Annotated in this window: 18 protein-coding genes and 1 tRNA gene; 7 read left to right on the forward strand and 12 right to left on the reverse strand. The window is 63.5% G+C overall.

What is annotated here, in order from left to right:
- Positions 1–2 precede the first annotated feature (2 nt).
- The 8 genes from NKI16_RS06485 to NKI16_RS06520 all read right to left on the reverse strand — a co-directional run bounded on the left by NKI16_RS06485 (position 3) and on the right by NKI16_RS06520 (position 9,323).
- Complete coding sequence (locus NKI16_RS06485; RefSeq protein ID WP_023675367.1) at positions 3–947, reverse strand: carbohydrate ABC transporter permease; 945 nt, start codon at positions 945–947, stop codon at positions 3–5.
- Positions 944–1,903 carry a carbohydrate ABC transporter permease gene (locus NKI16_RS06490; RefSeq protein WP_023675368.1) on the reverse strand — a complete coding sequence of 320 codons (960 nt, stop codon included), beginning with the start codon at positions 1,901–1,903 and terminating at the stop codon, positions 944–946. Before NKI16_RS06490 ends, NKI16_RS06485 begins: the two co-directional genes overlap by 4 nt.
- 144 nt (positions 1,904–2,047) lie before the next feature.
- Positions 2,048–3,301, reverse strand: a complete 1,254-nt coding sequence (locus NKI16_RS06495; protein ID WP_031194023.1) for an ABC transporter substrate-binding protein — start codon at positions 3,299–3,301, stop codon at positions 2,048–2,050.
- A gap of 59 nt (positions 3,302–3,360) precedes the next feature.
- Positions 3,361–4,872, reverse strand: a complete 1,512-nt coding sequence (locus tag NKI16_RS06500) for an aldehyde dehydrogenase family protein (protein ID WP_352620356.1) — start codon at positions 4,870–4,872, stop codon at positions 3,361–3,363.
- A 15-nt stretch (positions 4,873–4,887) separates the two neighbouring features.
- Positions 4,888–5,664, reverse strand: a complete 777-nt coding sequence (locus tag NKI16_RS06505; protein ID WP_352620358.1) for an enoyl-CoA hydratase/isomerase family protein — start codon at positions 5,662–5,664, stop codon at positions 4,888–4,890.
- Positions 5,657–7,258, reverse strand: a complete 1,602-nt coding sequence (locus tag NKI16_RS06510) for an acyl CoA:acetate/3-ketoacid CoA transferase (RefSeq protein WP_352620360.1) — start codon at positions 7,256–7,258, stop codon at positions 5,657–5,659. Before NKI16_RS06510 ends, NKI16_RS06505 begins: the two co-directional genes overlap by 8 nt.
- Complete coding sequence (locus NKI16_RS06515) at positions 7,255–8,271, reverse strand: Gfo/Idh/MocA family protein (protein ID WP_023675373.1); 1,017 nt, start codon at positions 8,269–8,271, stop codon at positions 7,255–7,257. Before NKI16_RS06515 ends, NKI16_RS06510 begins: the two co-directional genes overlap by 4 nt.
- A complete protein-coding gene (locus NKI16_RS06520) occupies positions 8,268–9,323 on the reverse strand; it encodes a LacI family DNA-binding transcriptional regulator (RefSeq protein ID WP_352620362.1) in 1,056 nt (351 codons plus the stop codon). Before NKI16_RS06520 ends, NKI16_RS06515 begins: the two co-directional genes overlap by 4 nt.
- Before the next feature lie 239 nt (positions 9,324–9,562).
- On the opposite strand from NKI16_RS06520, the gene NKI16_RS06525 reads away from it, so the two are divergent.
- Together NKI16_RS06525 and fcl are read left to right on the forward strand one after the other, a co-directional pair.
- The gene (locus NKI16_RS06525; RefSeq protein ID WP_352620364.1) at positions 9,563–10,717 is read left to right on the forward strand and encodes a dihydrodipicolinate synthase family protein; all 1,155 of its coding nucleotides are present in this window, start codon (positions 9,563–9,565) and stop codon (positions 10,715–10,717) included.
- A 162-nt stretch (positions 10,718–10,879) separates the two neighbouring features.
- Complete coding sequence (gene fcl / locus NKI16_RS06530) at positions 10,880–11,842, forward strand: GDP-L-fucose synthase (RefSeq protein WP_352620366.1); 963 nt, start codon at positions 10,880–10,882, stop codon at positions 11,840–11,842.
- A gap of 66 nt (positions 11,843–11,908) precedes the next feature.
- Here the strand turns inward: fcl and NKI16_RS06535 are convergent.
- Positions 11,909–11,983 (reverse strand) — tRNA-Val (locus NKI16_RS06535).
- A 104-nt stretch (positions 11,984–12,087) separates the two neighbouring features.
- The gene (cpdR, locus tag NKI16_RS06540; protein WP_006199474.1) at positions 12,088–12,450 is read right to left on the reverse strand and encodes a cell cycle two-component system response regulator CpdR; all 363 of its coding nucleotides are present in this window, start codon (positions 12,448–12,450) and stop codon (positions 12,088–12,090) included.
- A 153-nt stretch (positions 12,451–12,603) separates the two neighbouring features.
- Between cpdR and NKI16_RS06545 the strand changes: the two genes are divergently transcribed.
- The 3 genes from NKI16_RS06545 (at position 12,604) to NKI16_RS06555 (ending at position 15,259) form a co-directional block, all read left to right on the forward strand.
- Positions 12,604–13,545, forward strand: coding sequence for an N-formylglutamate amidohydrolase (locus tag NKI16_RS06545; protein ID WP_352488728.1), 942 nt, complete (start codon positions 12,604–12,606; stop codon positions 13,543–13,545).
- A gap of 328 nt (positions 13,546–13,873) precedes the next feature.
- Positions 13,874–14,647: a histidinol-phosphatase gene (hisN, locus tag NKI16_RS06550; RefSeq protein WP_352568152.1), complete on the forward strand. Its 774-nt coding sequence runs from the start codon at positions 13,874–13,876 to the stop codon at positions 14,645–14,647.
- 102 nt (positions 14,648–14,749) lie between these two features.
- Positions 14,750–15,259: a DUF1579 domain-containing protein gene (locus NKI16_RS06555; protein WP_352588141.1), complete on the forward strand. Its 510-nt coding sequence runs from the start codon at positions 14,750–14,752 to the stop codon at positions 15,257–15,259.
- 20 nt (positions 15,260–15,279) lie between these two features.
- Here the strand turns inward: NKI16_RS06555 and NKI16_RS06560 are convergent, their stop codons facing one another.
- Positions 15,280–16,251 carry an alpha/beta fold hydrolase gene (locus NKI16_RS06560; protein ID WP_352620368.1) on the reverse strand — a complete coding sequence of 324 codons (972 nt, stop codon included), beginning with the start codon at positions 16,249–16,251 and terminating at the stop codon, positions 15,280–15,282.
- A gap of 474 nt (positions 16,252–16,725) precedes the next feature.
- Here NKI16_RS06560 and NKI16_RS06565 point away from each other — a divergent pair, with 474 nt between their 5' ends.
- Positions 16,726–17,190, forward strand: coding sequence for an Hsp20 family protein (locus NKI16_RS06565; RefSeq protein ID WP_352620370.1), 465 nt, complete (start codon positions 16,726–16,728; stop codon positions 17,188–17,190).
- Between the two features lie 90 nt (positions 17,191–17,280).
- Here the strand turns inward: NKI16_RS06565 and NKI16_RS06570 are convergent, their stop codons facing one another.
- A complete protein-coding gene (locus NKI16_RS06570) occupies positions 17,281–18,333 on the reverse strand; it encodes a threonine aldolase family protein (protein ID WP_352620372.1) in 1,053 nt (350 codons plus the stop codon).
- A 477-nt stretch (positions 18,334–18,810) separates the two neighbouring features.
- On the opposite strand from NKI16_RS06570, the gene gltB reads away from it, so the two are divergent.
- Complete coding sequence (gene gltB / locus NKI16_RS06575) at positions 18,811–23,541, forward strand: glutamate synthase large subunit (protein WP_352620373.1); 4,731 nt, start codon at positions 18,811–18,813, stop codon at positions 23,539–23,541.
- The last annotated feature ends 119 nt before the right edge of the window (positions 23,542–23,660 follow it).

Raw genomic sequence — 23,660 nt, forward strand, 5'->3', positions numbered from 1 at the left:
GATTATCCTTTGACGGCGCCGGCCATCAGGCCGCGCACGAAATAGCGGCCGGCGAGCACGTAGACGAGGAGCGTCGGCAGCGCGGCGATCATCGCCGCCGCCATGTTGACGTTGTATTCGACGACGCCGGTCGAGGTGTTGACGACATTGTTCAGCGCCACCGTCATCGGCATCACGTCGCCTGAGCCGGCATAGGCGGAAGCGAAGAGGAAGTCGTTCCAGATGTTGGTGAACTGGTAGATCACCGTCACCACGATGATCGGCAGCGAGTTGGGCAGCATGATGCGCCGGAAGATCTGGAAGAAGCTGGCGCCGTCGATCTGCGCCGCCTTCACCAGCTCGTTCGGAAACGCTTCGTAATAATTGCGGAAGAACAGGGTGGTGAAGCCGATGCCGTAGACGACGTGAACGAACACCAGGTTCACGGTCGGATTGCCGAAGCCGAAGGTGAGGCCGGTCGCGTTCTGCAGCTTGACGCCGAACCGGCCGAGGCTGCCGAGGATCGTTGCCATCGGCAAGAGGACGGACTGGAACGGAATGAAGCAGGCAAACAGCATCAGCCCGAACACCAGCGTCGCCCCGCGAAAGCGCCACTTCGTCAGCACATAGCCGTTGAGCGCGCCGAGCAGGGTCGAGATGATGACCGCCGGAACCACCATCTTGATCGAGTTCCAGAAATAACCCTTCATGCCGACGCAGGTGAGACCCGAGCAAACCTCGCTCCACGCCCTTATCCAAGGTGCGAAGGTCGGCTCCTGCGGCAGCGCCAGCATGTTGCCGTTCTGGATTTCGTCCATGGTCTTGAACGAGGTCACCAGCATGACGAACAGCGGCATCAGATAGAACAGCGCGAATAGCGCCAGCAGCCCGTAGATGACGATACGGTTGACCGTCCTGGCGCTGATACCGCCAGTGCTCTGGCGAGCAGGAGTGGCCACGGCGCTCATCGCGGCTTCTCCCGAAGCTCGGAATAGAGATAGGGAACGATGATCGCGGTGATGGTCATCAGCATGATCACGGCGCTGGCGGAGCCGACGGCCATCTCGTTGCGCTTGAAGGTGTACTCATACATGAAGTTGGACGGCAGCCAGGCCGAACCGCCCGGCCCGCCGCTGGTCAGCGCGACCACCAGATCGTAGGATTTGATGGCGAGATGCGCGAGGACGATCAAGGCGGACAGGAAGATCGGCCGCAGCAGCGGGATGACGATGCGACGGTAGAGCTGGAAGGTGGTGGCGCCGTCGATCTGCGCCGCCTTCAGGATCTCGCCGTCGATGCCGCGCAGGCCGGCCAGGAACATCGCCATGATGAAGCCCGACGCCTGCCAGACGCCGGCGATGACCACTGTGTAGATGACGAAATCCTTGTTCTTGATCCAGTCGAAATGGAAGCTCGTCCAGCCCCATTGGTGCAGCGTCTGCTCGAGGCCGAGGCCGGGGTCCAGAAACCATTTCCAGGCAACGCCGGTGACGATGAACGACAGTGCCATCGGGTAGAGGTAGATCGGCCGCAGCACACCTTCGCCGCGGATCTTCTGGTCGAGCAGGATCGCCAGGAACAGGCCGAGCGCCAGGCAGATGGAAATATAGAGGAAGCCGAAAATCCCCATATTGGTGATCGACGTGTACCAGGAGGACGGCGGATCGCTTTCGAAAGTCCAGCGCCATAGCCGCTGATAGGCGCGTGGCCCGGTGATCGCATAGGAGGGAAAGGTCTTGGAATTGGTGAAGGACAGATAGATCGTCCACAGGATGAAGCCGTAGACGAAGACGATAGTGGCGGCGAAGCTCGGCGCCAGCACGAGCTTCGGCAGCGCGTCCTGAAGGCGCGAGCGCACCGTGGCGCCCGGACGGGCATCGTGCTCCGGCGTCAGCGTGATACTGGTTTCAGCAACTGTGCTCATCTGTCCATTCCGTATGGCGGGTCCGGAATTCTGCTGTCTCGGGCTCTGCGGCACGAAAGCGTGCCGGTCGGCGCAACCGCAAAACCTCGCCGCAGGGGATCTCCCCGGCTTGCGCCGGGGAGATCATTCACATGGGCGGGTGCCTTACTTGGCGTCTTCGATCGCGCTGACCAGTTGGGTCACGGCCTCGTCCGAGGTCTTGATCTGGCCGTGCACGAATTTCGAGACGACATCCTTGTAGGCGTTGGCAACCGCGGGAGGCGCGCCATAGCCCTGCGCCAGCGAACCGAACAGCGTGCCGCCTTCATTGGCGGCCTTCAGGTCGGCCATGCCCTTCTTGCCGCAAGCGTCGAAATCGGTGTCCGGCACGTCGGTGCGGGCCGGAACAGAGCCCTTGACGACGTTGAAGGCCGACTGGAAGCTCTTCGACAGCGTGGCGGTGGCCAGGGCGATCTGGGCGGCCTTGCGGTCCTCCGGAACGTTGAACATGCCGAACATGTCGGAGTTGTAGACGACGCTGCCGTCGGTGCCCGGGAAGCGGTAGCACAGGAAGTCGGTGCCCGGGACCTTCTTGGCGGCGTTGAATTCGCCCTTGGCCCAGTCACCCATCACCTGCACCAGCGCATCGCCCTTGATGACCATGGCGGTGGCGAGGTTCCAGTCCCGGCCCGAGAAGTTCGGGTCGACATAGGTGACGAGCTTGGCGAGATTGTCGAACGACTTCTTCATCGTGTCGGACTTCAGCGACTCCTCGTCGAGGTCGTTGAAGGCCTTCTTGTAGAACTCAGGCCCGCCGGTCGACAGCACGACTGAGTCGAACATTGTCGCTTCCTGCCAGTTCTGGCCGCCCAGCGCGAGCGGGATGACGCCCGCCGCCTTGGCTTTGTCCAGCAACGCAATGAAGTCGTCGAAGGTCTTGGGCTCGGTGCCGCCGATCTTGTCCATCACCGCCTTGTTGATCCATAGCCAGTTGACCGAGTGGACGTTGACCGGAGCCGCGACCCACTTGCCGTCATAGACGGAGAATTTCTGCAGGGCCGCGGGAACGGACTTGTCCCAGCCTTCCTTTATCGCCGTCTCGGTCAGGTCGCCCATAACGCCGGCTGCGGCGTAATCGAGCACGGTATAGCCAAGCATCTGCGAGGCGGTCGGGTAGTTGCCCGCTGCCACCATCGCCTTCAGCGCGGTCATGGCGGCGTCGCCGCCGCCGCCGGCCACCGGCACGTCCTTCCAGGCAAAGCCTTCCTTGGCCAGATCCTGCTTGAGCACGTTCAGAGCGGCAGCTTCGCCGCCCGACGTCCACCAATGCAGCATCTGGACTTCCTTGACGTCCTCGGCATGGGCCGCGAACGCAACGCCCGATGCGAGAGCCGTCCCGATAAGCAGTTTGCGCAACATGTACTTCCTCCCTTGTTGAACTCACACGACCGGCGGATGCCCACCGGGTTCTTCCCAACTCAGCCGACCCACCATCCGGTGCGCTGGCCGCGATGAAACTGGATTGTCTTTTCCTCGGTATAGTCCTCGACGGCGCACTTGCCGAGTTCGCGTCCGAGACCGGACTGCTTGTAGCCGCCGAAAGGCAGTTCGGGGTAACCCTCCATGAACGTGTTCACCCAAACGGTTCCCGAACGCACATTCCGCGCCACCGACATGCAGGTATCGATGCTGGCGCTCCACACGCCCGCCGATAGACCATAGGGCGTGTTGTTGGCGATGTGCAACGCCCTTTCAATCGATTCAAAAGTCAGCACCGAGAGCACCGGACCGAACACTTCCTCGCGTGCAATGGCCATGTCTTCGGTGACGTCGCGAACGATGGTCGGATCAAGATACTGGCCGGCGCTCGAAGCAAGCTGATTGCCGCCGCTACAGATCCGGCCGCCGCCGTTTTCCGCTGCCGTCACGTAGCCGGTGACCTTGGCCATATGGTCGGCGGAGATCATCGCGCCGACCTTGGTGCGGTCGTCGAGCGGGTCGCCGACAACCACCTTGGCGGTGAGGGCTTTGACGGCGCCGAGGAACTCGTCGGCGATCGCCTCATGGACGATCAGCCGGCTGCCGGCATTGCAGCATTCGCCGGCATTGAAGAAGCCGCCGAACACCGCCGCGTCGGCGGCGGCCTCGAGGTCGGCATCGGAAAAGACGATCTGGCCGTTCTTGCCGCCGAGCTCCATCGCGACTTTCTTCAGCGAGTTGGCGGCAGACGCCATGGTCATCTTGCCGACGCGGGTGGAGCCGGTGAACGACACCATCTCGACCAGCGGATGGCTGACCATCGGTGCGCCGACATCGGCGCCCAACCCGGCAAGGATGTTGACGACGCCGTCCGGCAAGCCGGCCTGCATCAGGATCTCGCCGAGCACAAAGGTCGAGGCCGAGGTCATCTCGCTCGGCTTGACCATCGCCGTGCAGCCGGCGGCGAGCGCGAAGGGTAGTTTCTGGCTGACGATAAGGAACGGGAAATTCCACGGCGTGATGATGGAGACGACGCCGATCGGTTCGCGCAACACGACGCCGAGCATGGCATCGCCGAGATTGGCGTAGCTTTCGCCGTGAAGCGTCCGCGCAAGTGCCGCGGCATAGCGCCAGATGTCGACGGCGCCGCCGATCTCGTCGCGCGCCTGCGCAATCGGCTTGCCGGATTCCAGCGCGTCGAGCCGGGCAATCTCGTCCAGCCGCGCCTCGATCAGGTCAGCAGCCTTGAGCAAGATCGTGGCGCGTTCGGCGGCCTTCATGCGCGGCCACGGGCCGGTCTCGAAGGCCTTGTGCGCGGCCTGAACCGCAGCCTCTACGTCCGCCGCGCCGGCGTGTGCATAGCGCGAGACGGTGAAGCCGTGGCCGGGGCTGCTACGCTCCAGTGTGCGGCCGTCCTGGGCGTCGACGAACCTGCCGCCGATCAGCAGCCGGTAGCTTTTCGGCGCTGCGGCTGCCTCGGCGGGCATGGCGATGTTGAGGGGTGCGTTCATGTGATTTCCAGGTCCCTAAGATCTCGAGAACGCCGGCTTCTGCTTGGCCTTGAAAGCCTCGACGCCGGCTCTGAGATCGCTTGTCAGCGCGATGAAGCCGCTGGCCAGCGCTTCGGTCGCGGCAGCACTCTCTTCGCCCTCGGCGATGGCAATCATCAGCTTGGCGGCTTCGGTCGCGAGCGGGCCGCGCTCGGCGATCTTGCCGGCCCAGGCCTTGGCTTCGGCGAACGCCTTGCCGGTCTCGACCACCCGGTCGACAATCCCCAGAGCAAGAACCTCGGTAGCCAGAAACACCTCGCCGCCGAGCGCCATCCGCCGCACTGCCTGCGCGCCGAAGCGGCGCACGGCGCGCTGGGTGCCGGACCAGCCGGGAACGACGCCGATCGAGGTTTCGGGGAACCCCAGCTTCACCTGTGTTTCCGCCACGCGGAAGTCGCAAGCGGCCGCCAGTTCGAGCCCGCCGCCCAGCGCATGGCCGGCAAGCACGGCGATCGTCGGCTGCCGCAGCCGCGCCAGCCGGTCGAAGACGCGATGGCCGTAGCGCACCCATTGCACCTGGAAATCGGCGGCGCTCATTTCCGCCCAAGCCTCGACGTCGCCGCCGGCGCAAAAGCCCTTGCCTTCGCCGCAGACCAGCACGACGCGGACGCCGGTTGCTGTCTCGGCCTCGTCGAGTGCCGCTTCCAGCGCCCGCAGCATCGGAATATCGAGCGCGTTGAATTTCTCCGGCCGGCGCAGCGTGACAATGCCGATGGCGCCGTCGGTTTCAAAGGTTACCAGACGCTCAGCCATGTGCGCCTCCAAGCGACGCGCCGCCATTGAGCGATAGGCCGATCGGCCGGTCCCGGTAGAGCGCATCCGGCGTCACTTTCAGGTCGTTGGCGACGGCGAGCGGGATCTCGGCCTGCGCCAGCACATCGCGCTCGAGGTCGATGCCCGGCGCCAACTCGGTCACCATCAGCCCCGCAGGCGTCAGCTTCATCACGCAGCGCTCGGTGACATAGGTGATATCCTGTCCCTGCGCGACGGCACGCTTGCCCGAGAAGGAGATATGCTCGACCTCGCCGACGACTTTCTTGACCTTGCCCTCCTGGTCGATGCGGATGCCGCCACCGGCAAGCGACAACTTGGCGCCGGCATTGAAGAAACCGGAAAAGACGATCTTCTTCGCCCGCGCGGTGATGTCGACGAAGCCGCCGGCGCCGGCGGTGACATGCGGCCGCGCCGAAAGCTTCGAGACATTGACAGAGCCGTGGCGGTCGATCTGCAGGAAGGACAGCAGCGAGGCGTCGAAGCCGCCGGCCTGGAAATAGATGAACTGGTGCGGCGAAGGCATGAAGGCGTCGGCATTCGACGAGCAGCCGAACTTGAAATCGAGCAGCGGCACGCCGCCGACCGCGCCCTGTTCGATGACCCAGGTGACCTTGCCGTGCTGGCCTTCCTCGAGCAGGATGCGCGGCACATTGGCCGAGATGCCGAAGCCGATATTGACCGCCATGCCGTCGGCAAGCTCCATGGCGACGCGGCGCGCAATGACCTTCTGGACGTTCATCTCGGCGTTGCGAAAGCTCGACAGTGGCCGGAAGATCTCGCCGGAGATGGCCGGATCGTAAGGCGTCAGCGTCGTCTGCAACTGGTCGGGCGCCACCACGATATGGTCGACCAGCACGCCGGGCACGCGCACATTGTGCGGCTTCAGCGTGCCGTTCTCGACGACGCGCTTGACCTGCGCGATGACGATGCCGCCATTGTTGCGGGCGGCCAGCGCCTGTTCGAGGCCGCCGAGATAGGCACCCTCATGCTCATAGGTAAGGTTGCCGCGCTCGTCCGCCGTGGTGGCGCGGATGATCGCGACCTGCGGTACGATCGAGCGGAAATAGAGCCATTCCTCGCCGTCGAACTGCTGCACCGAAACGATCGGCTCGCTGGCGGCAGCATTCATGGCGCAACCCTGATGGCGCGGGTCGGCAAAGGTATCGAGCCCGACCTTGGTCAGCACGCCGGGGCGCTTGGCCGCGGCCTCGCGATGCATGTCGAACAGGATGCCGGACGGCACGTTATAGGCGGCGACCGAATTGTCGCCGATCATCTTCCATATCTGCGGCGGTTCCGACGATGACGGCCCGGACGGATAGGAGCCGCACAAAGTGCGCTTCAACAGGCCGGGCTTGGCTAGATGGTCGATGCCCTTGATGCCGTACATGTCACCGGCGGCGATCGGATGCAGCGTCGTGATGTCCCTGGGATGGCCTTCCGCGTCGAAGCGCTCGCCGACGGCGGCCAGCACCGCATCCGGACAGCCGAGGCCGCTCGACGATGACACGGAAACGACCATGCCATCCCTGATCAGGCCGGCAGCTTCAGCCGCTGAAACGAGCTTGCTCACGCGGCGCTCCCGAGCTTCGGGTCGATGGCAACGGCGTTTCCGGACCTGGCCGATTGCAATGCCGCCTCGGCTGATGTCAGCGACCAGACGCCGTCCTCGCCGGTGGCGGACGGCTGGCCGTCGCCACGGATCGCTGCGTGGAATTCGCGCAGCGAACGGGCATAGAGGTCTTCGCGGTCGAAGCTCAATTCCTCCTCGCCCTGTGCCGTGCGAAGCAAGACCGAGCCGACCGGCTTCTGCGTCATCACATTTTTGGCGATCAGCGAGCCTTCGCTGCCATGCACCTCGAAGCCGGTGCCGGCGAATTTTGTCGTGAAGCCCTCATGCGATTGGGCGATGACGCCCGATGCGAAGCGCCAGAGGCACATGGCGCCGTCTTCCAGTCCGCCGGCGGCCATGCCGGCCGATTGCGTGAATGCCGAGATCTCGACCGGATCGTCGCCGAGCACGAAGCGCAGCGTATCGGCATCGTGGACGGTGATGTCGAGCACCACGCCGCCGCCGGCGTCCGGCCTGGTGATGCGCCAGCCCTGCAGGTTTTCCGGCAGATAGACAGAGTGGAAGACGCGCGCGGCGATCGGCCTGCCGATGCGGCCGGCAGCGATCGCTTCGCGCATCGCCCGATGCGAGCCGGCATTGCGCAGATGGTGATTGGTGCCGAGCACAACGCCGGCGGCCCTGGCCGCCGCGACCATCTTGCGCGCGTCGGCGCTGGTCAGCGCCAGCGGCTTTTCGCACAGCACATGCTTTCCCGCCTCGATGGCGGCGAGTGCCTGTTCGAGATGCAATTCGTTAGTGGTCGAGATGTAGACGGCGTCGATATCGGATTTGAGCAGGGCGTCGAGCGTCGAGATCGCCGCCGGAATGCGGTTTTCACTGGCGTAAGTGGCGGCGCGCTCCGGGCTGGAGCTCATCACCGCGGCGATCTCGCCGTCCTTCTGCGCGCGGATGGCGCCGATCATGAACTGTCTTGCGATCGTGCTGGCGCCGATCAGCCCCCAACTGACGGTCATGCCGCGTCTCCCATTCCTGCACAGCCATGCTCCTTGCGATCGGGGCCGCAGCTTTCCCTGACCACGAGGTTGACGGCGCCGATATGATCCTCGGCGCGCGTGGTGCGCGATTGGATCATCTTCAGCACGACATGGGCGGCGCGCTCGCCGAGGCCGGCGGTGTTCACCGCGACGCTGGTCAGCGCCGGCATATAGTGCTCGGCCTCGGCGACATCGTCGAAGCCGACGACGGCAAAGTCCGCGCCGGGTTCCAGGCCGCGCTTGCGCAGCGCCAGCAAGACGCCGAAGGCGACCGCATCGTTGAAGCAAAGGGCCGCGGTCGGCGGCGCGGCCATGGCAAGTGCGGTTTCCAGGCAGGCAATACCGCCCTTGCGGCTGGTTTCGCCCTCGAAGACCAGCCTGTCGGCCGGTTCGATGCCGAGCGCTTCACAGGCCGCGCGAAAGCCGCCCAGGCGCTCGTGATAGACGACAAGGTCGGACGAGCCGCCGAAGAAGGCCAGCCGGCGATGGCCCTTGCCGATCAGATGGGCGGTGGCGAGATAGGCGCCGCGATGATTGTCGGGCGTGATCACCGGGATACGGCTTTCGGGAAGCCGGCGCATGACGAAGACGACCGGAACGCCTGCGGTCTCAAGGCGACGGAACGCGCCAGGCGTGGTGCCGCGCGCCGGCGACACGACGAGCCCGGCGACACCCTGCTCCATCAGTGATTTCAGCACCTCTTCCTGGCGCACCGGGTTTTCAGCCGTATTGGCGATGAAAGGCACGACGCCGGCCGACTGGAAGACGCGCTCCATGCCGACCGCGAGCTCGGCGAAAAACGGATTGGTGAGATCGTTGATGACCATGCCGATGACGTTGGAATGGGCCTTGCGCAGATTGGCGGCGCCGCGGTTGTAGACATAGCCGACGTCCTCGATCGCCTTGCGCACCTTGAGCGCGGTTTCGGGCCGGATCAGCCCGCTGCCTTGCAGCACCAGCGATACCGTCGACTTGGACACGCCCGCCTCACGGGCGATGTCGAGTATCGTTGCCTTGGCCCGGCTGGCCATCCAGATCTGTCCTCCCGGTGGTTTCTTGTGCGATTTTATTGGAACGATCTAATCCATGCTGCGCATTTGAGTCAATCGCGTTTTTGCGAACCCGGGAAATGCGGCTCGGTGGCGCAATCCTCGGGCAAGCAGGGCTTTCGGCTGCTGCGATGCAGCAATTTTCGCTGCACGAGGCAGGGGCAAAATATCTTGATTTGTTGGAACGTTCCATTTAATAGGCGTTGGTAAGGGAGAGAGCCATGGACATCACCTTGCCCGGGGAAGGCGCCGGCCGTGTCCGCTGCCGGCTTGTCGGCCAGCCGGTGCAGCCTGTGGCCGGCGCTCGCTTCTCGCGCATCGCCTACGCCGCCGCCCATGTCGTTGCCGATCCCCTCGCCATGACCGATCCGTGGTCGAGGCCCGCGGTCGACTGGGACAAGACGATGGCGTTTCGCCGTCACCTCTGGCGGCTTGGCTTCCGTGTCGCCGAAGCGATGGACACCTCTCAGCGCGGCATGGGTTTCGACTGGGCGAATGCCAAGGAATTGATCCGCCGCTCGATCGCCGAGGCGCGCAGCGTCGAAGGCGCCGATCTTGCGTCGGGCGCCGGCACCGACCATCTGGCGCCGGGGGGCGCCAGCAGGCTAGACGATGTCATCGCGGCCTATGAAGAACAGTTCGGCTTCATCGAAGGGCTTGGCGGCAAGGCGATCATGATGGCCAGCCGGGCGCTGGCGGCGGTCGCCAAAGGCCCCGACGACTATATCGGCGTCTACGACCGCATCCTGTCCCAGGCCTCCGGCAAGGTCATCCTGCACTGGCTGGGCGACATGTTCGACCCGGCGCTGAAAGGCTACTGGGGCAGCAGCGACTTCGAAACTGCGCTGGAGACGGTGGTCGCGATCATCGAACGCCATGCCGGCAAGGTCGAAGGCATAAAGATATCGCTGCTCGATGCCGGCAAGGAGATTGCGCTCAGGGATCGGCTGCCTGAGGGCGTGCTGATGTTCACCGGCGACGATTTCAATTACCCCGAGCTGATCGCCGGCGACGGCGACAGACATTCGCACGCGCTGCTCGGCATTTTCGATGCGATCGCGCCGGTCGCCAATGCAGCGCTGGCAAAGCTGGCCGACGGCGACCGCGCCGGCTATGACGCGTTGATGGCCCCGACAGTGCCGCTGTCGCGCAAAATCTTCGAGGCGCCCACCGAATATTACAAGGCCGGCATCATCTTCATGGCATGGCTGAACGGCCACCAGGAGCATTTTTCGATGATCGGCGGCATGCAATCGGCGCGCGGCATCCGTCACTATGCCGATGTCTTTCGCCTTGCCGACCAGGCAGGGTTGCTGGCCGACCCCGAGCTTGCCATTGCCAGAATGACAAGCCTCTGCGCGGTAGCGGGCGTCTGATCGCGAGCGCTACAGCGTCCGATCCAAAGGTTGCTTCGGGTGGCTTTGCGATTTGCCTTGTCTGGGCAAATCTGTATGCGGTATGCGTCCGGCAACAGAGAAGCCGATCCGGCGCTCCGCCGGCCAACTGGCATAGCTGCCGTTCTGCATTGGGGTAAGCTGATGACCTTCGACCTTCAGGGCAAGCGCGTTTTCGTGGCCGGACATCGCGGCATGGTCGGCTCGGCCATCCTGCGCCGATTGGCCGATGAGGATTGCGAGGTCCTGACCGCCTCGCGCGCCGAGCTCGATCTTCTCGACCAGGCCGGCGTGCGGCGCTGGATGGCCGACCGCAAGCCGGATGCAGTGGTAATGGCGGCGGCCAAGGTCGGCGGTATCCTGGCCAACAACAGGCTTCCCGTCGATTTCCTGCAGGACAATCTCGTCATGCAGAACAATGTCATCGATAGCGCCTTCCGCAACGAGGTGCAGAAGCTGCTGTTTCTCGGTTCATCCTGCATCTATCCCAAATTCGCGGCGCAGCCGATCTCCGAGGACGCCTTGCTGACCGGGCCGCTCGAACCCACCAACGAATGGTATGCGATCGCCAAGATCGCCGGGCTGAAACTGTGCCAGGCCTATCGGCGCCAATACGGCGTCGACTACATCTCGGCGATGCCGACCAATCTCTACGGCCCGGGCGATAATTTCGACCTCAATTCCAGCCATGTCGTGCCCGCTCTGATGCGCAAGGCGCACGAGACCAGGCGCGCCGGCCGCAAGACCCTGGAGGTGTGGGGATCGGGCACGCCGATGCGTGAGTTCCTGCATGTCGACGACGCCGCCGACGCGCTGGTCTGGCTGCTGAAGAATTATTCGGGCGACAGCCACATCAATGTCGGCTCTGGGGAAGACATCACCATTGCCGACCTTGCCCGCACCATCGTGTCGGTCGCCGGCGCCGATGCCGCGATAACGTTCGATGCGACGAAGCCGGACGGCACGCCGCGCAAGCTGATGGACGTGTCGCGTCTGTTCGCCACCGGCTGGCGCCCGCGCTACTCGCTGCGCAGCGGATTGGAACAGACCTATGCCTGGTTTCTGGAGCACGTCGAGACCGGCGATCTGCGCCTCGGTGCGGCCTGAGGCCGGTATAGGCCGGGAACGTCAGTCGACGAAAAATACCGACGGCCAATTGAGGGATTATCTGGATGGTGGGCGTGACAGGGATTGAACCTGTGACCCCTGCAATGTCAATGCAGTGCTCTCCCGCTGAGCTACACGCCCATCCGAAGCCGCGCATACACCATTTTTGGTTCTGCACGTCAATAGCGGGAAAGGGGAAAGAATGGCTGGCTTGCCGGGTCGGTCAAAACGCGAGAAAAAACGCGTCAGGCGGCCTGCAGCATCTTTTCGACTTCGTTGACGAGGTCGCGCAGGTGGAACGGCTTCGATAACACCTTGGCGTCTTTCGGCGCCTTGGAATCAGGGTTCAGCGCGACGGCGGCGAAGCCGGTGATGAACATCACCTTGAGGTCGGGATCGATCTCCGTGGCGCGACGGGCGAGCTCGATGCCATCCATCTCGGGCATGACGATGTCGGTCAAAAGTAGCGAAAAAGGTTCCTCGCGCAGCCGCTCATAGGCACTGGCGCCATTGTCGAAATCGCTGACCTGATAACCGGCGCGCTCCAGCGCCTTGACGAGGAACCGGCGCATGTCGTCGTCGTCTTCCGCCAGCAGAATGCGTGCCATCTTGTCCCGTCCGAATCACCCAACCGACAATGCCGTGCGGCAAGCCCGTTAACCATGCTGTATATGAGGAGGTGACGGTAAACATCAAGTGAACGTTGGCCGCACAATCCTGATTTGGCTGGCGCTTCGGCGGCTGGACATGCGGGCGGCGAGGTGGCACTTTCCTATCATGATGCATTGGTATTCCCGGGTTCGTTCAAATTGAAAACGGCAGCCGAGGATTTTTCGGTCGTTCCACCCTTCGAAATCCGATCGGGCGCCGAACAGCGCGTTCCCTTCCTCTTCAACTCGCCGCATAGCGGCCGCTATTATCCGGACCGGTTCATGGCTATGGCCAAGCTGGACCGCAACGCCATCCGCCGCTCCGAGGACTGCTATGTCGAGGAATTGTTCGGCGGCGCCGTCGCGCTCGGGGCGCCGATGCTGGCGGCAAACTTCCCGCGCGCCTATCTCGACGTCAACCGGGAGCCGTGGGAACTCGACCCGCGCATGTTCGCCGAACCGGTGCCGTCATTCTGCAACATCCGCTCGGCGCGGGTGGCCGGCGGGCTCGGCACCGTGCCCAAGCTGGTCGGCGAGGGGCTCGACATCTATTCCGGCCGCTTGCCGCTGGCGGAAGCCGTGGCGCGCATCGAAGCGGTCTACAAGCCCTATCACGAGACGCTGAAACGGCTTTTGACCAGAACCCATGCGCGCTTCGGCTACGCCGTTCTGATTGACTGCCACTCGATGCCGGCAAGCATAAGGGTCGGCGACAGCGGATTGCGGCCGGACTTCATCGTCGGCGACCGCTTTGGCATTTCCGCCGCGGCGGCGTTGACCGAGACAGCGATCGGCCTGCTCACCGGCATGGGCTACAGCGTCGCCCACAACAAGCCCTATGCCGGAGGCTTCATTACCGAGCACTATGGCCGCCCCGTGCGCCATCTGCATGCGCTGCAGATCGAGGTCAATCGCGGGCTCTACATGAATGAGCGGACGTTCCAGAGATCGGCTGGTTTCGACGCCCTGGCCGACGATCTGGCGCGGTTTTCGGCCGAACTGATGGCGATGCCCGATCACAATTTCATGGATCTGCCGCTGGCCGCCGAATAGCCGCGGAATCGCGGCACTCGCCGCTCATGCGGCAGCGTAAAAAAAGACCGCATCGTTTGCACGACACGGTCGAAGTCTAGGGAGGAAACGCCCAAGGAGGGCATGGACAGGAACCCCTGTCCGAGAACAAACGTATTGTGCGCTGCACAAATGTCAAGGCGCGTTCCGGCTTTTTTAATTCATTGTGAAGTGGAAATTGCATTTCCATGACGGCGGCGTTGCATTCGAGCAACAGTTGGCACCATGCGAAAGGCTCCGAACGCCTTTGTTTCGGCATAAATCCGTAGGCAAACGGGCATCTCCAAACATGCTGGAGCGGGAGAATCAGTTGGACATCAGCATCGAGTTCATGCGGCGCATTGCGCGTGCCGCCGCAGCCGAGACCTTGCCGCGCTTCCGCAACCAGGGCGCGGTCACCAACAAGGAGCGCGGCAGCTTCGACCCGGTCACCGAGGCCGACCGCGAGGCCGAGCGCGCCATCCGGGCGCTGATATCAGCGCAGTACCCCGATCACGGCATTCTCGGCGAGGAACATGGCGGCGAAAACATCTCCAGCCGGCATGTCTGGGTGATCGATCCGATCGATGGCACGCGCGCCTTTATTTCCGGCCTGCCGGTATGGGGCACGCTGGTCGGGCTGACGGTCGACGGCGATGCCGTCGCCGGCATGATGTCGCAGCCCTTCACCGGCGAGCTGTTCTACGCCAATGCCTCGGGCTCGCATTATGAAGGTCCCGGTGGCCCGCGAAAACTCGCGACGCGCAAGACGACGAATCTCGCCGAGGCGACGCTGTTCACCACCACGCCGGCGCTGTTCAAGGGAGACGCGCGCCTGCGCTACGACCTGTTCGAGCAACAGGTCCAACTCGCCCGCTACGGCACCGACTGCTATGCCTTCGCCATGGTGGCGGCGGGCAGCGTCGATATCGTCGCCGATCCCGGATTGAAGCCCTACGACATCGTCGCGCTGATCCCGATCATCGAGAAGGCGGGCGGCGTCATCACCACTTTCGAAGGCGGACCGGCGGAAAAGGGCGGCGACATTCTGGCAGCGGCGACACCGGAGCTGCACGCGGCAGCAATGGCGGCGCTGCGCGGCTGAGATTGGCCATTGCTGCCCAGGCAAGATCGTTGCCATACCTCCTGACAGGATGATGTCAGTTGGCATGCGCTATGGAACGCTGTCAGCCGGGGAGGACCATAGATGCCGACGCAGCCAGCAGCCAGCCATTCCGATGCTCCGGCGGACGGGCGGAGCGATTTCGATTTCTTTTTCGGGCGCTGGACCGTCGGCCATCGAAGATTGCAGAAGCGGCTGCAGGGCGACGGCAACTGGGATGTGTTTGGCGGCACGTGCGAGGTGCGGCCGATCCTTGGCGGCCTCGGCAATGTCGACGACAATTGGATTGAATTGCCCGGCGGGCCCTATCGCGCCGCCACCTTGCGGACCTTCGACCCTGCGGCGAGGCAATGGTCGATCTGGTGGATCGACGGCCGCAATCCGTCGACCATCGATGTTCCGATGCGCGGCACTTTCGTGGCGGGCGTCGGCACGTTCCTGTGCGAAGACGTCTTCGACGGCCAGCCGATCCAGGTCCGCTTCCTGTGGTCGCGGATCACGGACGGGTCGGCGCGCTGGGAGCAGGCCTTTTCGCCGGACGGCGGCAAGGCATGGGAGACCAACTGGATCATGGATTTCGCCCGCACGAGCTGAAGCCGGACAAGGTATGTGGCTCAGACGTCACCGGTTCCGGGGATGAAGGCATCGAATGCGGCTAGCAACTGCTCGCGATAGAGATCGGCTTCCTGCAGGATCTCATGGCGGGCGCCGTCGATCATCACTAGCGAGCCGACGCGCAGACGTCTCGCATAGGCCTCGACTGCCCTGGTCGAGATGACCTGGTCGGCGCCGGCGGCGATCATCAGCAAGGGCACGTGGATCTTGGCCATGAAATCCGGGTCGCTGACGATCAAGGACGCCTCCGTCGCCGCCTTCAGCCAGCGGATCGTCGGTCCGCCGAGCGCCAGCTGCGGATAGGTTTCGTAGATCAGCGTATTGCGCCGATAGCGTTCCGGGTCGCTGGTCAGCTTGTTTATGGCGAAGGGCACCGATTCCTTGGGCCGCGGCCCCCATGCGGCATAGAGTCGGCCAAGGCCGAGAAGGCAGAACAGCGAACAGATGCGGCGGACGGTTTTTACCGAAACCGGCAGGTCCGGCACGGTGAAGAACGGTGCGATCAGCACCATGCGGCGCACGCGGTTCGCCATCGAGGGCGCGGCGAGCAGCGCAATCACCGCGCCGGCCGAGTGGGCCAGTATGTAGTAGGGTCCTCGGCAATCGGGCAGCACGATCTCCTCGAAGAACTGCTCCAGATCGCCGGTGTAGTCGAAGAAGCTCCGGACGAAGCCGCGCTGTCGGTCGCCGATCAGCCGGTCGGAAGCGCCCTGGCCGCGCCAGTCGAGGGTTGCCACGCCAAAGCCCCGGTCGGTAAGGTTGCGAATGGTCTCGAAATACTTCTCGATGCACTCGTTGCGGCCGGTCAGGACAACGACGGTGCCCTTCATCGGGCGGGCAACCGCGGCAAACAGCCCATAGCGGATCTTCTTGCCGTCGCGCGTGGTGAAGAAGCCGCCGGCCGTGTTTTCCGGCAGCGGATTGCCCGGAGTTTCGTGGAAGAGAGGGGGCTGGTGGAGAAGATCGGTCATACGGTGTTTGGTTGGTGTCGGTGCCGGCGTGGGCGCAAGTCAGGCATAAACGCCCATGCGCCAAAAGCAAAAGGAATTCGGGACGCCGGGGAGGTCGACCCAGGCAGCGAACAAGTAAGGCCGGAAGCAGCCTTGGCGTGCTTCCGGCCTCTGTCGACCGGGAGGAAGGGACGTTACACCCGGTTCGGTCTCGTCGTGTCGCCTTTTCCGGCGACCTGTTCGTGATCTCGAGAACAGTTTTAGTGCCGCCTGGCTGAACGCTCGCCGAAGCCACGGTTCATCTGCCGTTCATCGGCATCGGGACGTGGGCCGGGACCGGTTCCGTTCGGACGCGGGAAAATCTTGAAATGCCGTCGCCGGCTTCCCAAATTTGTCATGCGGTCGCCAATGTCGGGGCCGCTGGTCCATCCGGAACGCCGTCACGGGTTTCGCACCGGCCATACGCAACCTTGTTGCTCAACAGGAGAACACACCATGCGTCACGTTGATTTTTCCCCGCTCTACCGTTCGACCGTCGGTTTTGACCGGCTGTTCACCATGCTCGATTCGCTTGCGCAGCCGGAAGGCCAGACGTATCCGCCTTACAACATCGAGCGCACGGGCGAGGATGCCTATCGCATCTCGATGGCTGTGGCCGGCTTCTCGGAAGATGAGATTTCGATCGAAGCTCACCGCAATGTGCTGACCGTCAAGGGTGAGCGCAAGGAGGAAGGCAATGGCGAAGGCTCCGAACTGCTCTATCGCGGTATCGCCAGCCGAGCCTTCGAGCGCCGCTTCCAGCTTGCCGATCACGTCGAGGTTGTCGGCGCCGCGCTGAAGAACGGCCTGCTCTTCGTCGACCTCAAGCGCAACATCCCCGAAGAGCTGAAGCCGCGCAAGATCGCGATCACCTCGGTTCCGGCCAAGGCCAAGCAGATCGAGGCCAAGACTGCCGCCTAAGCCAGGCAGCTAAACTCCGGGACGCCAACTCCCCGGGAAGAAAGGGCGGTGCAGCAATGCGCCGCTCTTTTTGCTGGTGGGCAAGGCTTGCTATCCGGCGAGCAGGTAGCCGAAACGGTCGACCTCGTCGGGCGTGGTCGCGAAGCTGGTGACAAAGCGATAGAGCGCTTCGTCTTCGCCAATGTAGCTGTCGTAGCCGAGCGGCCTGTGCCAGTCGTGGAAGGCCGCCCCTGCCGCTTGCATTCTTTCGGCCTCGGCCTTTTTGATGACTGCGAAGACCTCGTTCGCCTGCGGCAGCCAGGCCAGCCGGGCCGAAGGGGAATCTTCTATCGCCGCGGCAAGCCGTGCCGCCATCGCATTGGCGTGCCGTGCTGTGTCGAGCCATAGCCCACCCCTGAAATAAGCATCGAATTGCGCGGCGATGAAGCGCGATTTCGAGAACAGCTGGGCCGCGCGCTTGCGCAAAAAGGCCAATTCCTTGGCTCGCTCGAGGTCGAACAGCACGATCGCCTCGGCGCACCAACAGCCATTCTTGGTGCCGCCAAAGGAGAGGATGTCGACACCGTGCTTCCAGGTCATTTCGGCCGGCGTCGTTTCCAGCGCGACGAGCGCATTGGCAAAGCGGGCCCCATCCATGTGCAGCGGCAGTCCATGCTGCTTTGCGATCGCCGAAATCCTGGCGATTTCGTTCAGCGTGTAGACGGTGCCGACTTCGGTCGACTGGGTGATCGAAACGGCAACCGGCCGCCCGGAATGGACGTTTTCGGGTGCGAAACGGTCCACCGCCCGTTCCAGATTGCCGGCATCGATCCTGCCGAGTGCGCCTTCGACTGTATAAAGCCGCGAACCGCCGGTGAAATATTCCGGTGCACCGCATTCGTCCTCGATGACGTGCGATTCGCGATGGCAGAAGGAAATGCCGCCTGGCTTGTTATAGGTAGTCAGCGACAGCGAATTGGCAGCGGTGCCGGTGGCGACGAAAAACACCGCGACCTCGCATTCGAAGATTTCATTGAAGCGCTGGTAAACGGCCTTGTCGAGGGCACCGTCGCCATAGGCGGTGGAGAAGCCGTCGGCATGGCCCGACAGGCCGGCAGCGATACGGGGATGGGCGCCTGCCCAATTGTCGGAAGCGAAAATCATGCGTCTGCCTATGCTGGGGAAATCGATGCGAGCTTGGCCGCTTTCGCATGCCGGCCGCAAGTGGCAGATGCCGAAAATCCGCTAAAGCCAGCGAAACGCATGAGCGTAGATGCAGCGACTGAAGGCTACGCTGACACGCCGTTCCGCGCAATTTTCTGTCGCGAAAGCTTCAAGAATTTTGTGAATCGGTCTTGTGTGCATCCAAAATTTCTGTCATAAAAATTTAGGACAGCAGTGCTGTCTTATTTTGTCGCACAAAACTGGCCGCATTGGCATATGATTGCGCCTCTGCGGCATTGCCGCGAGCGACAGCTAGACAGCCTGGCTCCGGCCTGTACGAATATACCATATGCGAACCATGCGGAAAGCCGCACGGTCGGCAAGAATTTCGCAAGACGTGCCGCAAGATTGAAAGGGGAGCCACGCGCTTCCCGACGGAAACCAGCGCCCGAAGGGGACGGAACGGAGGACAGGACGATGACGGACATGACGCCATCTGCGACGAACGCCGCGCAGACGAAAGCGGCAGCCGTCAAAAATCCGTCCCTGACCAATATTGGGCGAACCAGCACCGGCTATGCCGCGCACGGCCTCTATGATCCGCGCAACGAGCATGATGCCTGCGGCGTCGGCTTCATCGTCAACATGAAGGGCGTGAAGTCGCATCAGATCGTCGAGGACGGCCTTGCCGTGCTCGAAAACCTGACGCATCGCGGCGCCGTCGGCGCCGATCCGCTGATGGGCGACGGCGCCGGCGTGCTGGTGCAGCTGCCGGACCGCTTCTTCCGCGAGGAGATGGCCAAGCAACGGGTCGAACTGCCGAAGCCCGGCCACTATGCCGTCGGCCATGTGTTCATGCCGCGCGACCCGGAGCTGCAGGCGCATATCGAAGGCATCATCGCCGAGGTGGCGCAACTCGAGGGCCAGCCGCTGCTCGGCTTTCGCGACGTGCCGGTCGATAATTCGTCGCTGTCCAAGGCGCCCGACATCGCCGCTTCCGAGCCGGTGCACCGACAGGTATTCCTGGGCCGCGGCGCCGAGATCGAGAACGACGACGATTACGAGCGGCGGCTCTACATCCTGCGCAAGGTCATTTCCGGCCGTATCCACGAGGAGACCAAAGGCGTCGACAACGGCTTCTATGTCGTCTCGATGTCGTCGCGGACCATCGTCTACAAGGGCATGTTCCTGGCCTATCAGGTCGGCGCCTACTACAAGGACCTCACCGACCCGCGTTTCGAGACGGCGCTGATCCTGGTCCACCAGCGCTTCTCGACCAACACGTTCCCGTCGTGGAAGCTGGCGCATCCCTACCGCATGGTCGCCCACAATGGCGAGATCAATACGCTGCGCGGCAACGTCAACTGGATGGCGGCGCGGCAGGCCTCGGTCGATTCCGAACTGTTCGGCAACGACATCTCGAAGCTGTGGCCGATCTCCTATGAAGGGCAGTCGGACACCGCCTGCTTCGACAATGCGCTCGAATTCCTGACGCAGGGCGGCTATTCGCTCGCCCACGCCATGATGATGCTGATCCCGGAAGCCTGGGCCGGCAACAAGCTGATGGGTCAGGACCGCAAGGCCTTCTACGAGTATCACGCAGCCCTGATGGAGCCGTGGGACGGGCCAGCGGCGGTTGCCTTCACCGACGGCCGCCAGATCGGTGCCACACTCGACCGCAACGGGCTGCGGCCGGCGCGCTACATCGTCACCGACGACGACCGCGTCATCATGGCCTCGGAAGCCGGCGTGCTGCCGGTGCCGGAGGAAAGGATCGTCAAGAAGTGGCGGCTGCAGCCCGGCCGCATGCTGCTGATCGACCTGGACAAGGGCCGCATCGTTTCCGACGAGGAGATCAAGTCGGAGATCGCGACCAGGCACCCCTACAAGAGCTGGCTCGCCAACACACAGCTCATCCTCGAGGATCTGAACCCGGTCGAGCCGCGCGCCCTGCGCAGGGATGTCTCACTGCTCGACCGCCAGCAGGCGTTTGGCTACACCCAGGAGGACACCAAGCTGTTGATGTCGCCGATGGCGACCACCGGCCAGGAAGCGGTCGGCTCGATGGGTACCGACACGCCGATTTCGGCAATGTCGGACAGATCAAAGCTGCTCTACACCTATTTCAAGCAGAATTTCGCACAGGTCACCAATCCGCCGATCGACCCGATCCGCGAGGAGCTGGTGATGAGCCTGGTGTCCTTCATCGGGCCGCGGCCCAACATCTTCGATCTTGTCGGCAATTCGCGCCGCAAGCGGCTCGAAGTGCGCCAACCGATCCTGACCAATGGCGATCTGGAGAAGCTGCGCTCCGTCGGCCACACCGAAGACCGTTTCGACACCAAGACGATCGACATCACTTACGGTTCGAATGAAGGCGCGGCCGGCATGCAGGGCGCCATCGACCGGCTATGCGAGCGCGCCGAGGCGGCGGTCGCCGGCGGCTACAATATCATCATCCTGTCGGACCGTCAGCTCGGCCCGGACCGCATCGCCATTCCGGCACTGCTGGCGACTGCGGCCGTGCACCATCATTTGATCCGCAAGGGATTGCGCACGTCGGTTGGGCTCGTCGTGGAATCCGGCGAGCCGCGCGAGGTGCATCATTTCTGCTGTCTCGCCGGCTACGGCGCCGAGGCGATCAATCCCTATCTCGCTTTCGACACGCTGCTCGACATGCACAAGCGTGGCGAATTGCCGGCGGAGGTCGATGCCTACGAAGTCGTCTCCCGTTACATCAAGTCGATCGGCAAGGGCATCCTGAAGGTGATGTCCAAGATGGGCATCTCCACTTACCAGTCCTATTGCGGCGCGCAGATATTCGACGCCATCGGGCTCAAGTCGGACTTCGTGCAGAAGTACTTCACCGGCACGGCGACGCTGATCGAAGGCGTCGGGCTGGACGAGATCGCCGCCGAAACGGTCAGCCGCCACACCGACGGCTTCGGCAACGACCCGGTGCTGCGCAACAGCCTCGAGGTCGGCGGCGAATACATGTTCCGCATGCGCGGCGAGGCCCATATCTGGTCGCCCGACGCAGTGGCGACCTTGCAGCACGCCGTGCGCCAAGGCTCGTGGGAGACGTTCAAGGACTATTCCGCCCAGATCGACAGCGAGACGGCGCAGGCGCAGACCATTCGCGGCCTGTTCAAGATCAAGCTTGCGCAAGAGACCGGGCGTAAGAAGGTCAAGCTCGACGAGGTGATGCCGGCGGCCGATATCGTCAAGCGCTTCTCGACCGGGGCGATGTCCTTCGGCTCGATCTCAAGGGAAGCGCACACGACACTGGCGCGCGCCATGAACGCCATCGGCGGCAAGTCGAACACCGGCGAGGGCGGCGAAGAGGCCGACCGCTATCTGCCACTGCCGGGCGGCGGCAAGAACCCCGAACGCTCGGCAATCAAGCAGGTCGCTTCGGGACGCTTTGGCGTCACGGCCGAGTATCTGGTCAATTCCGACATGATGCAGATCAAGGTCGCGCAAGGGGCGAAGCCCGGCGAGGGCGGCCAGCTGCCGGGCCACAAGGTCGATGCGACCATAGCAAAGGTCAGGCACTCGACGCCGGGCGTCGGCCTGATCTCGCCGCCGCCGCATCACGACATCTATTCGATCGAGGATCTGGCGCAGCTCATCTACGACCTGAAGAACGTCAATCCGGCGGCCGACGTATCGGTCAAGCTGGTCTCGGAAGTCGGCGTCGGCACGGTTGCGGCCGGCGTCGCCAAGGCGCGTGCCGACCACATCACCATATCAGGCTATGACGGCGGCACCGGTGCCTCGCCGCTGACCTCGCTCAAGCATGCCGGCAGCCCGTGGGAGATGGGCCTTGCCGAGACGCACCAGACGCTGGTGCTCAACGGCCTCAGGTCGCGCGTCGCGCTGCAGGTCGATGGCGGCCTGCGCACCGGGCGTGACGTCATTATCGGCGCACTGCTCGGCGCCGACGAGTTCGGCTTTTCGACCGCGCCGTTGATCGCGGCCGGCTGCATCATGATGCGCAAGTGCCATCTCAACACCTGCCCCGTCGGCGTCGCGACACAGGACCCGGTGCTGCGCAAGCGCTTCAAGGGCACGCCCGAGCACGTCATCAACTTCTTCTTCTATGTGGCGGAAGAGGTGCGGGCGCTGCTTGCCGAGATGGGCTACACCCATCTCGACCAGATCATCGGCGACACCGACCTTCTGGAAAAGCGCGAGCTGATCCAGCACTGGAAGGCACGCGGGCTCGACTTCAGCAAGATGTTCTACAAGCCCGATGCGCCGCACGAGGCGGTGCACTGGACCGAGCGGCAGAAGCATCCGATCGACGACGTGCTCGACCGCAAGCTGATCGAACTCGCAAAGCCGGCGCTCGAAGCCAGGCAGCCGGTCAGTATCGAACTGCCGATCCGCAACGTCGACCGTTCGACCGGCGCCATGCTGTCGGGCGAGGTGGCAAAGCGCTTCAAGCACAAGGGACTGCGCGAGGACACGATCTCGGTCAAGCTCACCGGCACGGCCGGCCAGTCCTTTGGCGCCTTCCTGGCGCGCGGTGTCTCGTTCGAACTGGTGGGCGCTGCCAACGACTATGTCGGCAAGGGCCTGTCGGGTGGCCGCATTGTCATCCGCCCGCCGGAGAACACGAAAATCGTTGCTGCCGAGTCCATTATTGTCGGCAATACCGTGCTCTACGGCGCAACCGAGGGCGAGGCCTATTTCTGCGGCGTTGCCGGCGAGCGTTTTGCCGTGCGCAATTCGGGTGTCGCCGCCGTCGTTGAAGGCGTCGGCGACCATGGTTGCGAATACATGACCGGCGGTATCGTCGTCGTCATCGGCCAGACCGGCCGCAACTTCGCCGCCGGCATGTCGGGCGGCGTCGCCTATGTGCTCGACGAGGCGGGTGATTTCGCCGAACGCTGCAACATGGCGATGGTCGAGCTGGAGCCGGTTCCGGAAGAGGACGACCTGATGGAAAAGCTGCTCCACCATGGCGGCGATCTCGACCATAAGGGCCGTGTCGACGTATCCGGCGATATGACCAGCCATGACGAGGAGCGGCTCTATCAGCTGATCTCCAACCACGTCCACTACACCGGCTCGGTACGAGGTCGCGAAATCCTCGACGACTGGGCGACTTTCCGGCCGAAATTCCGGAAGATCATGCCGGTCGAATACCGCCGCGCGCTGATCGAGATGGAGCGGATGCGCATGAACGTGGCGGCGGAATAGATTTGGAAATTGCCGGGAGGCCGTGCGTCCCGGCAACCATCTTCATCAAGAATCCTGACCTCGGACTGAAGGTTGCCACAGCTGCCTTATGAGGTTAACGGGTGCGTCGCCAGGCGTGC

Origin of the sequence: Mesorhizobium sp. M0698 (genome assembly GCF_040320455.1) — a bacterium.
Classification (GTDB): domain Bacteria; phylum Pseudomonadota; class Alphaproteobacteria; order Rhizobiales; family Rhizobiaceae; genus Mesorhizobium.

Bases quoted from the DNA above. Each gene is read 5' to 3' on its own strand.
- NKI16_RS06485 (WP_023675367.1), bottom strand. From the start codon at position 947: ATGAGCGCCGTGGCCACTCCTGCTCGCCAGAGCACTGGCGGTATCAGC.
- NKI16_RS06490 (WP_023675368.1), bottom strand. From the start codon at position 1,903: ATGAGCACAGTTGCTGAAACCAGTATCACGCTGACGCCGGAGCACGAT.
- NKI16_RS06495 (WP_031194023.1), bottom strand. From the start codon at position 3,301: ATGTTGCGCAAACTGCTTATCGGGACGGCTCTCGCATCGGGCGTTGCG.
- NKI16_RS06500 (WP_352620356.1), bottom strand. From the start codon at position 4,872: ATGAACGCACCCCTCAACATCGCCATGCCCGCCGAGGCAGCCGCAGCG.
- NKI16_RS06505 (WP_352620358.1), bottom strand. From the start codon at position 5,664: ATGGCTGAGCGTCTGGTAACCTTTGAAACCGACGGCGCCATCGGCATT.
- NKI16_RS06515 (WP_023675373.1), bottom strand. From the start codon at position 8,271: ATGACCGTCAGTTGGGGGCTGATCGGCGCCAGCACGATCGCAAGACAG.
- NKI16_RS06520 (WP_352620362.1), bottom strand. From the start codon at position 9,323: ATGGCCAGCCGGGCCAAGGCAACGATACTCGACATCGCCCGTGAGGCG.
- NKI16_RS06525 (WP_352620364.1), top strand. From the start codon at position 9,563: ATGGACATCACCTTGCCCGGGGAAGGCGCCGGCCGTGTCCGCTGCCGG.
- fcl (WP_352620366.1), top strand. From the start codon at position 10,880: ATGACCTTCGACCTTCAGGGCAAGCGCGTTTTCGTGGCCGGACATCGC.
- cpdR (WP_006199474.1), bottom strand. From the start codon at position 12,450: ATGGCACGCATTCTGCTGGCGGAAGACGACGACGACATGCGCCGGTTC.
- NKI16_RS06555 (WP_352588141.1), top strand. From the start codon at position 14,750: ATGCCGACGCAGCCAGCAGCCAGCCATTCCGATGCTCCGGCGGACGGG.
- NKI16_RS06560 (WP_352620368.1), bottom strand. From the start codon at position 16,251: ATGACCGATCTTCTCCACCAGCCCCCTCTCTTCCACGAAACTCCGGGC.
- NKI16_RS06565 (WP_352620370.1), top strand. From the start codon at position 16,726: ATGCGTCACGTTGATTTTTCCCCGCTCTACCGTTCGACCGTCGGTTTT.
- NKI16_RS06570 (WP_352620372.1), bottom strand. From the start codon at position 18,333: ATGATTTTCGCTTCCGACAATTGGGCAGGCGCCCATCCCCGTATCGCT.
- gltB (WP_352620373.1), top strand. From the start codon at position 18,811: ATGACGGACATGACGCCATCTGCGACGAACGCCGCGCAGACGAAAGCG.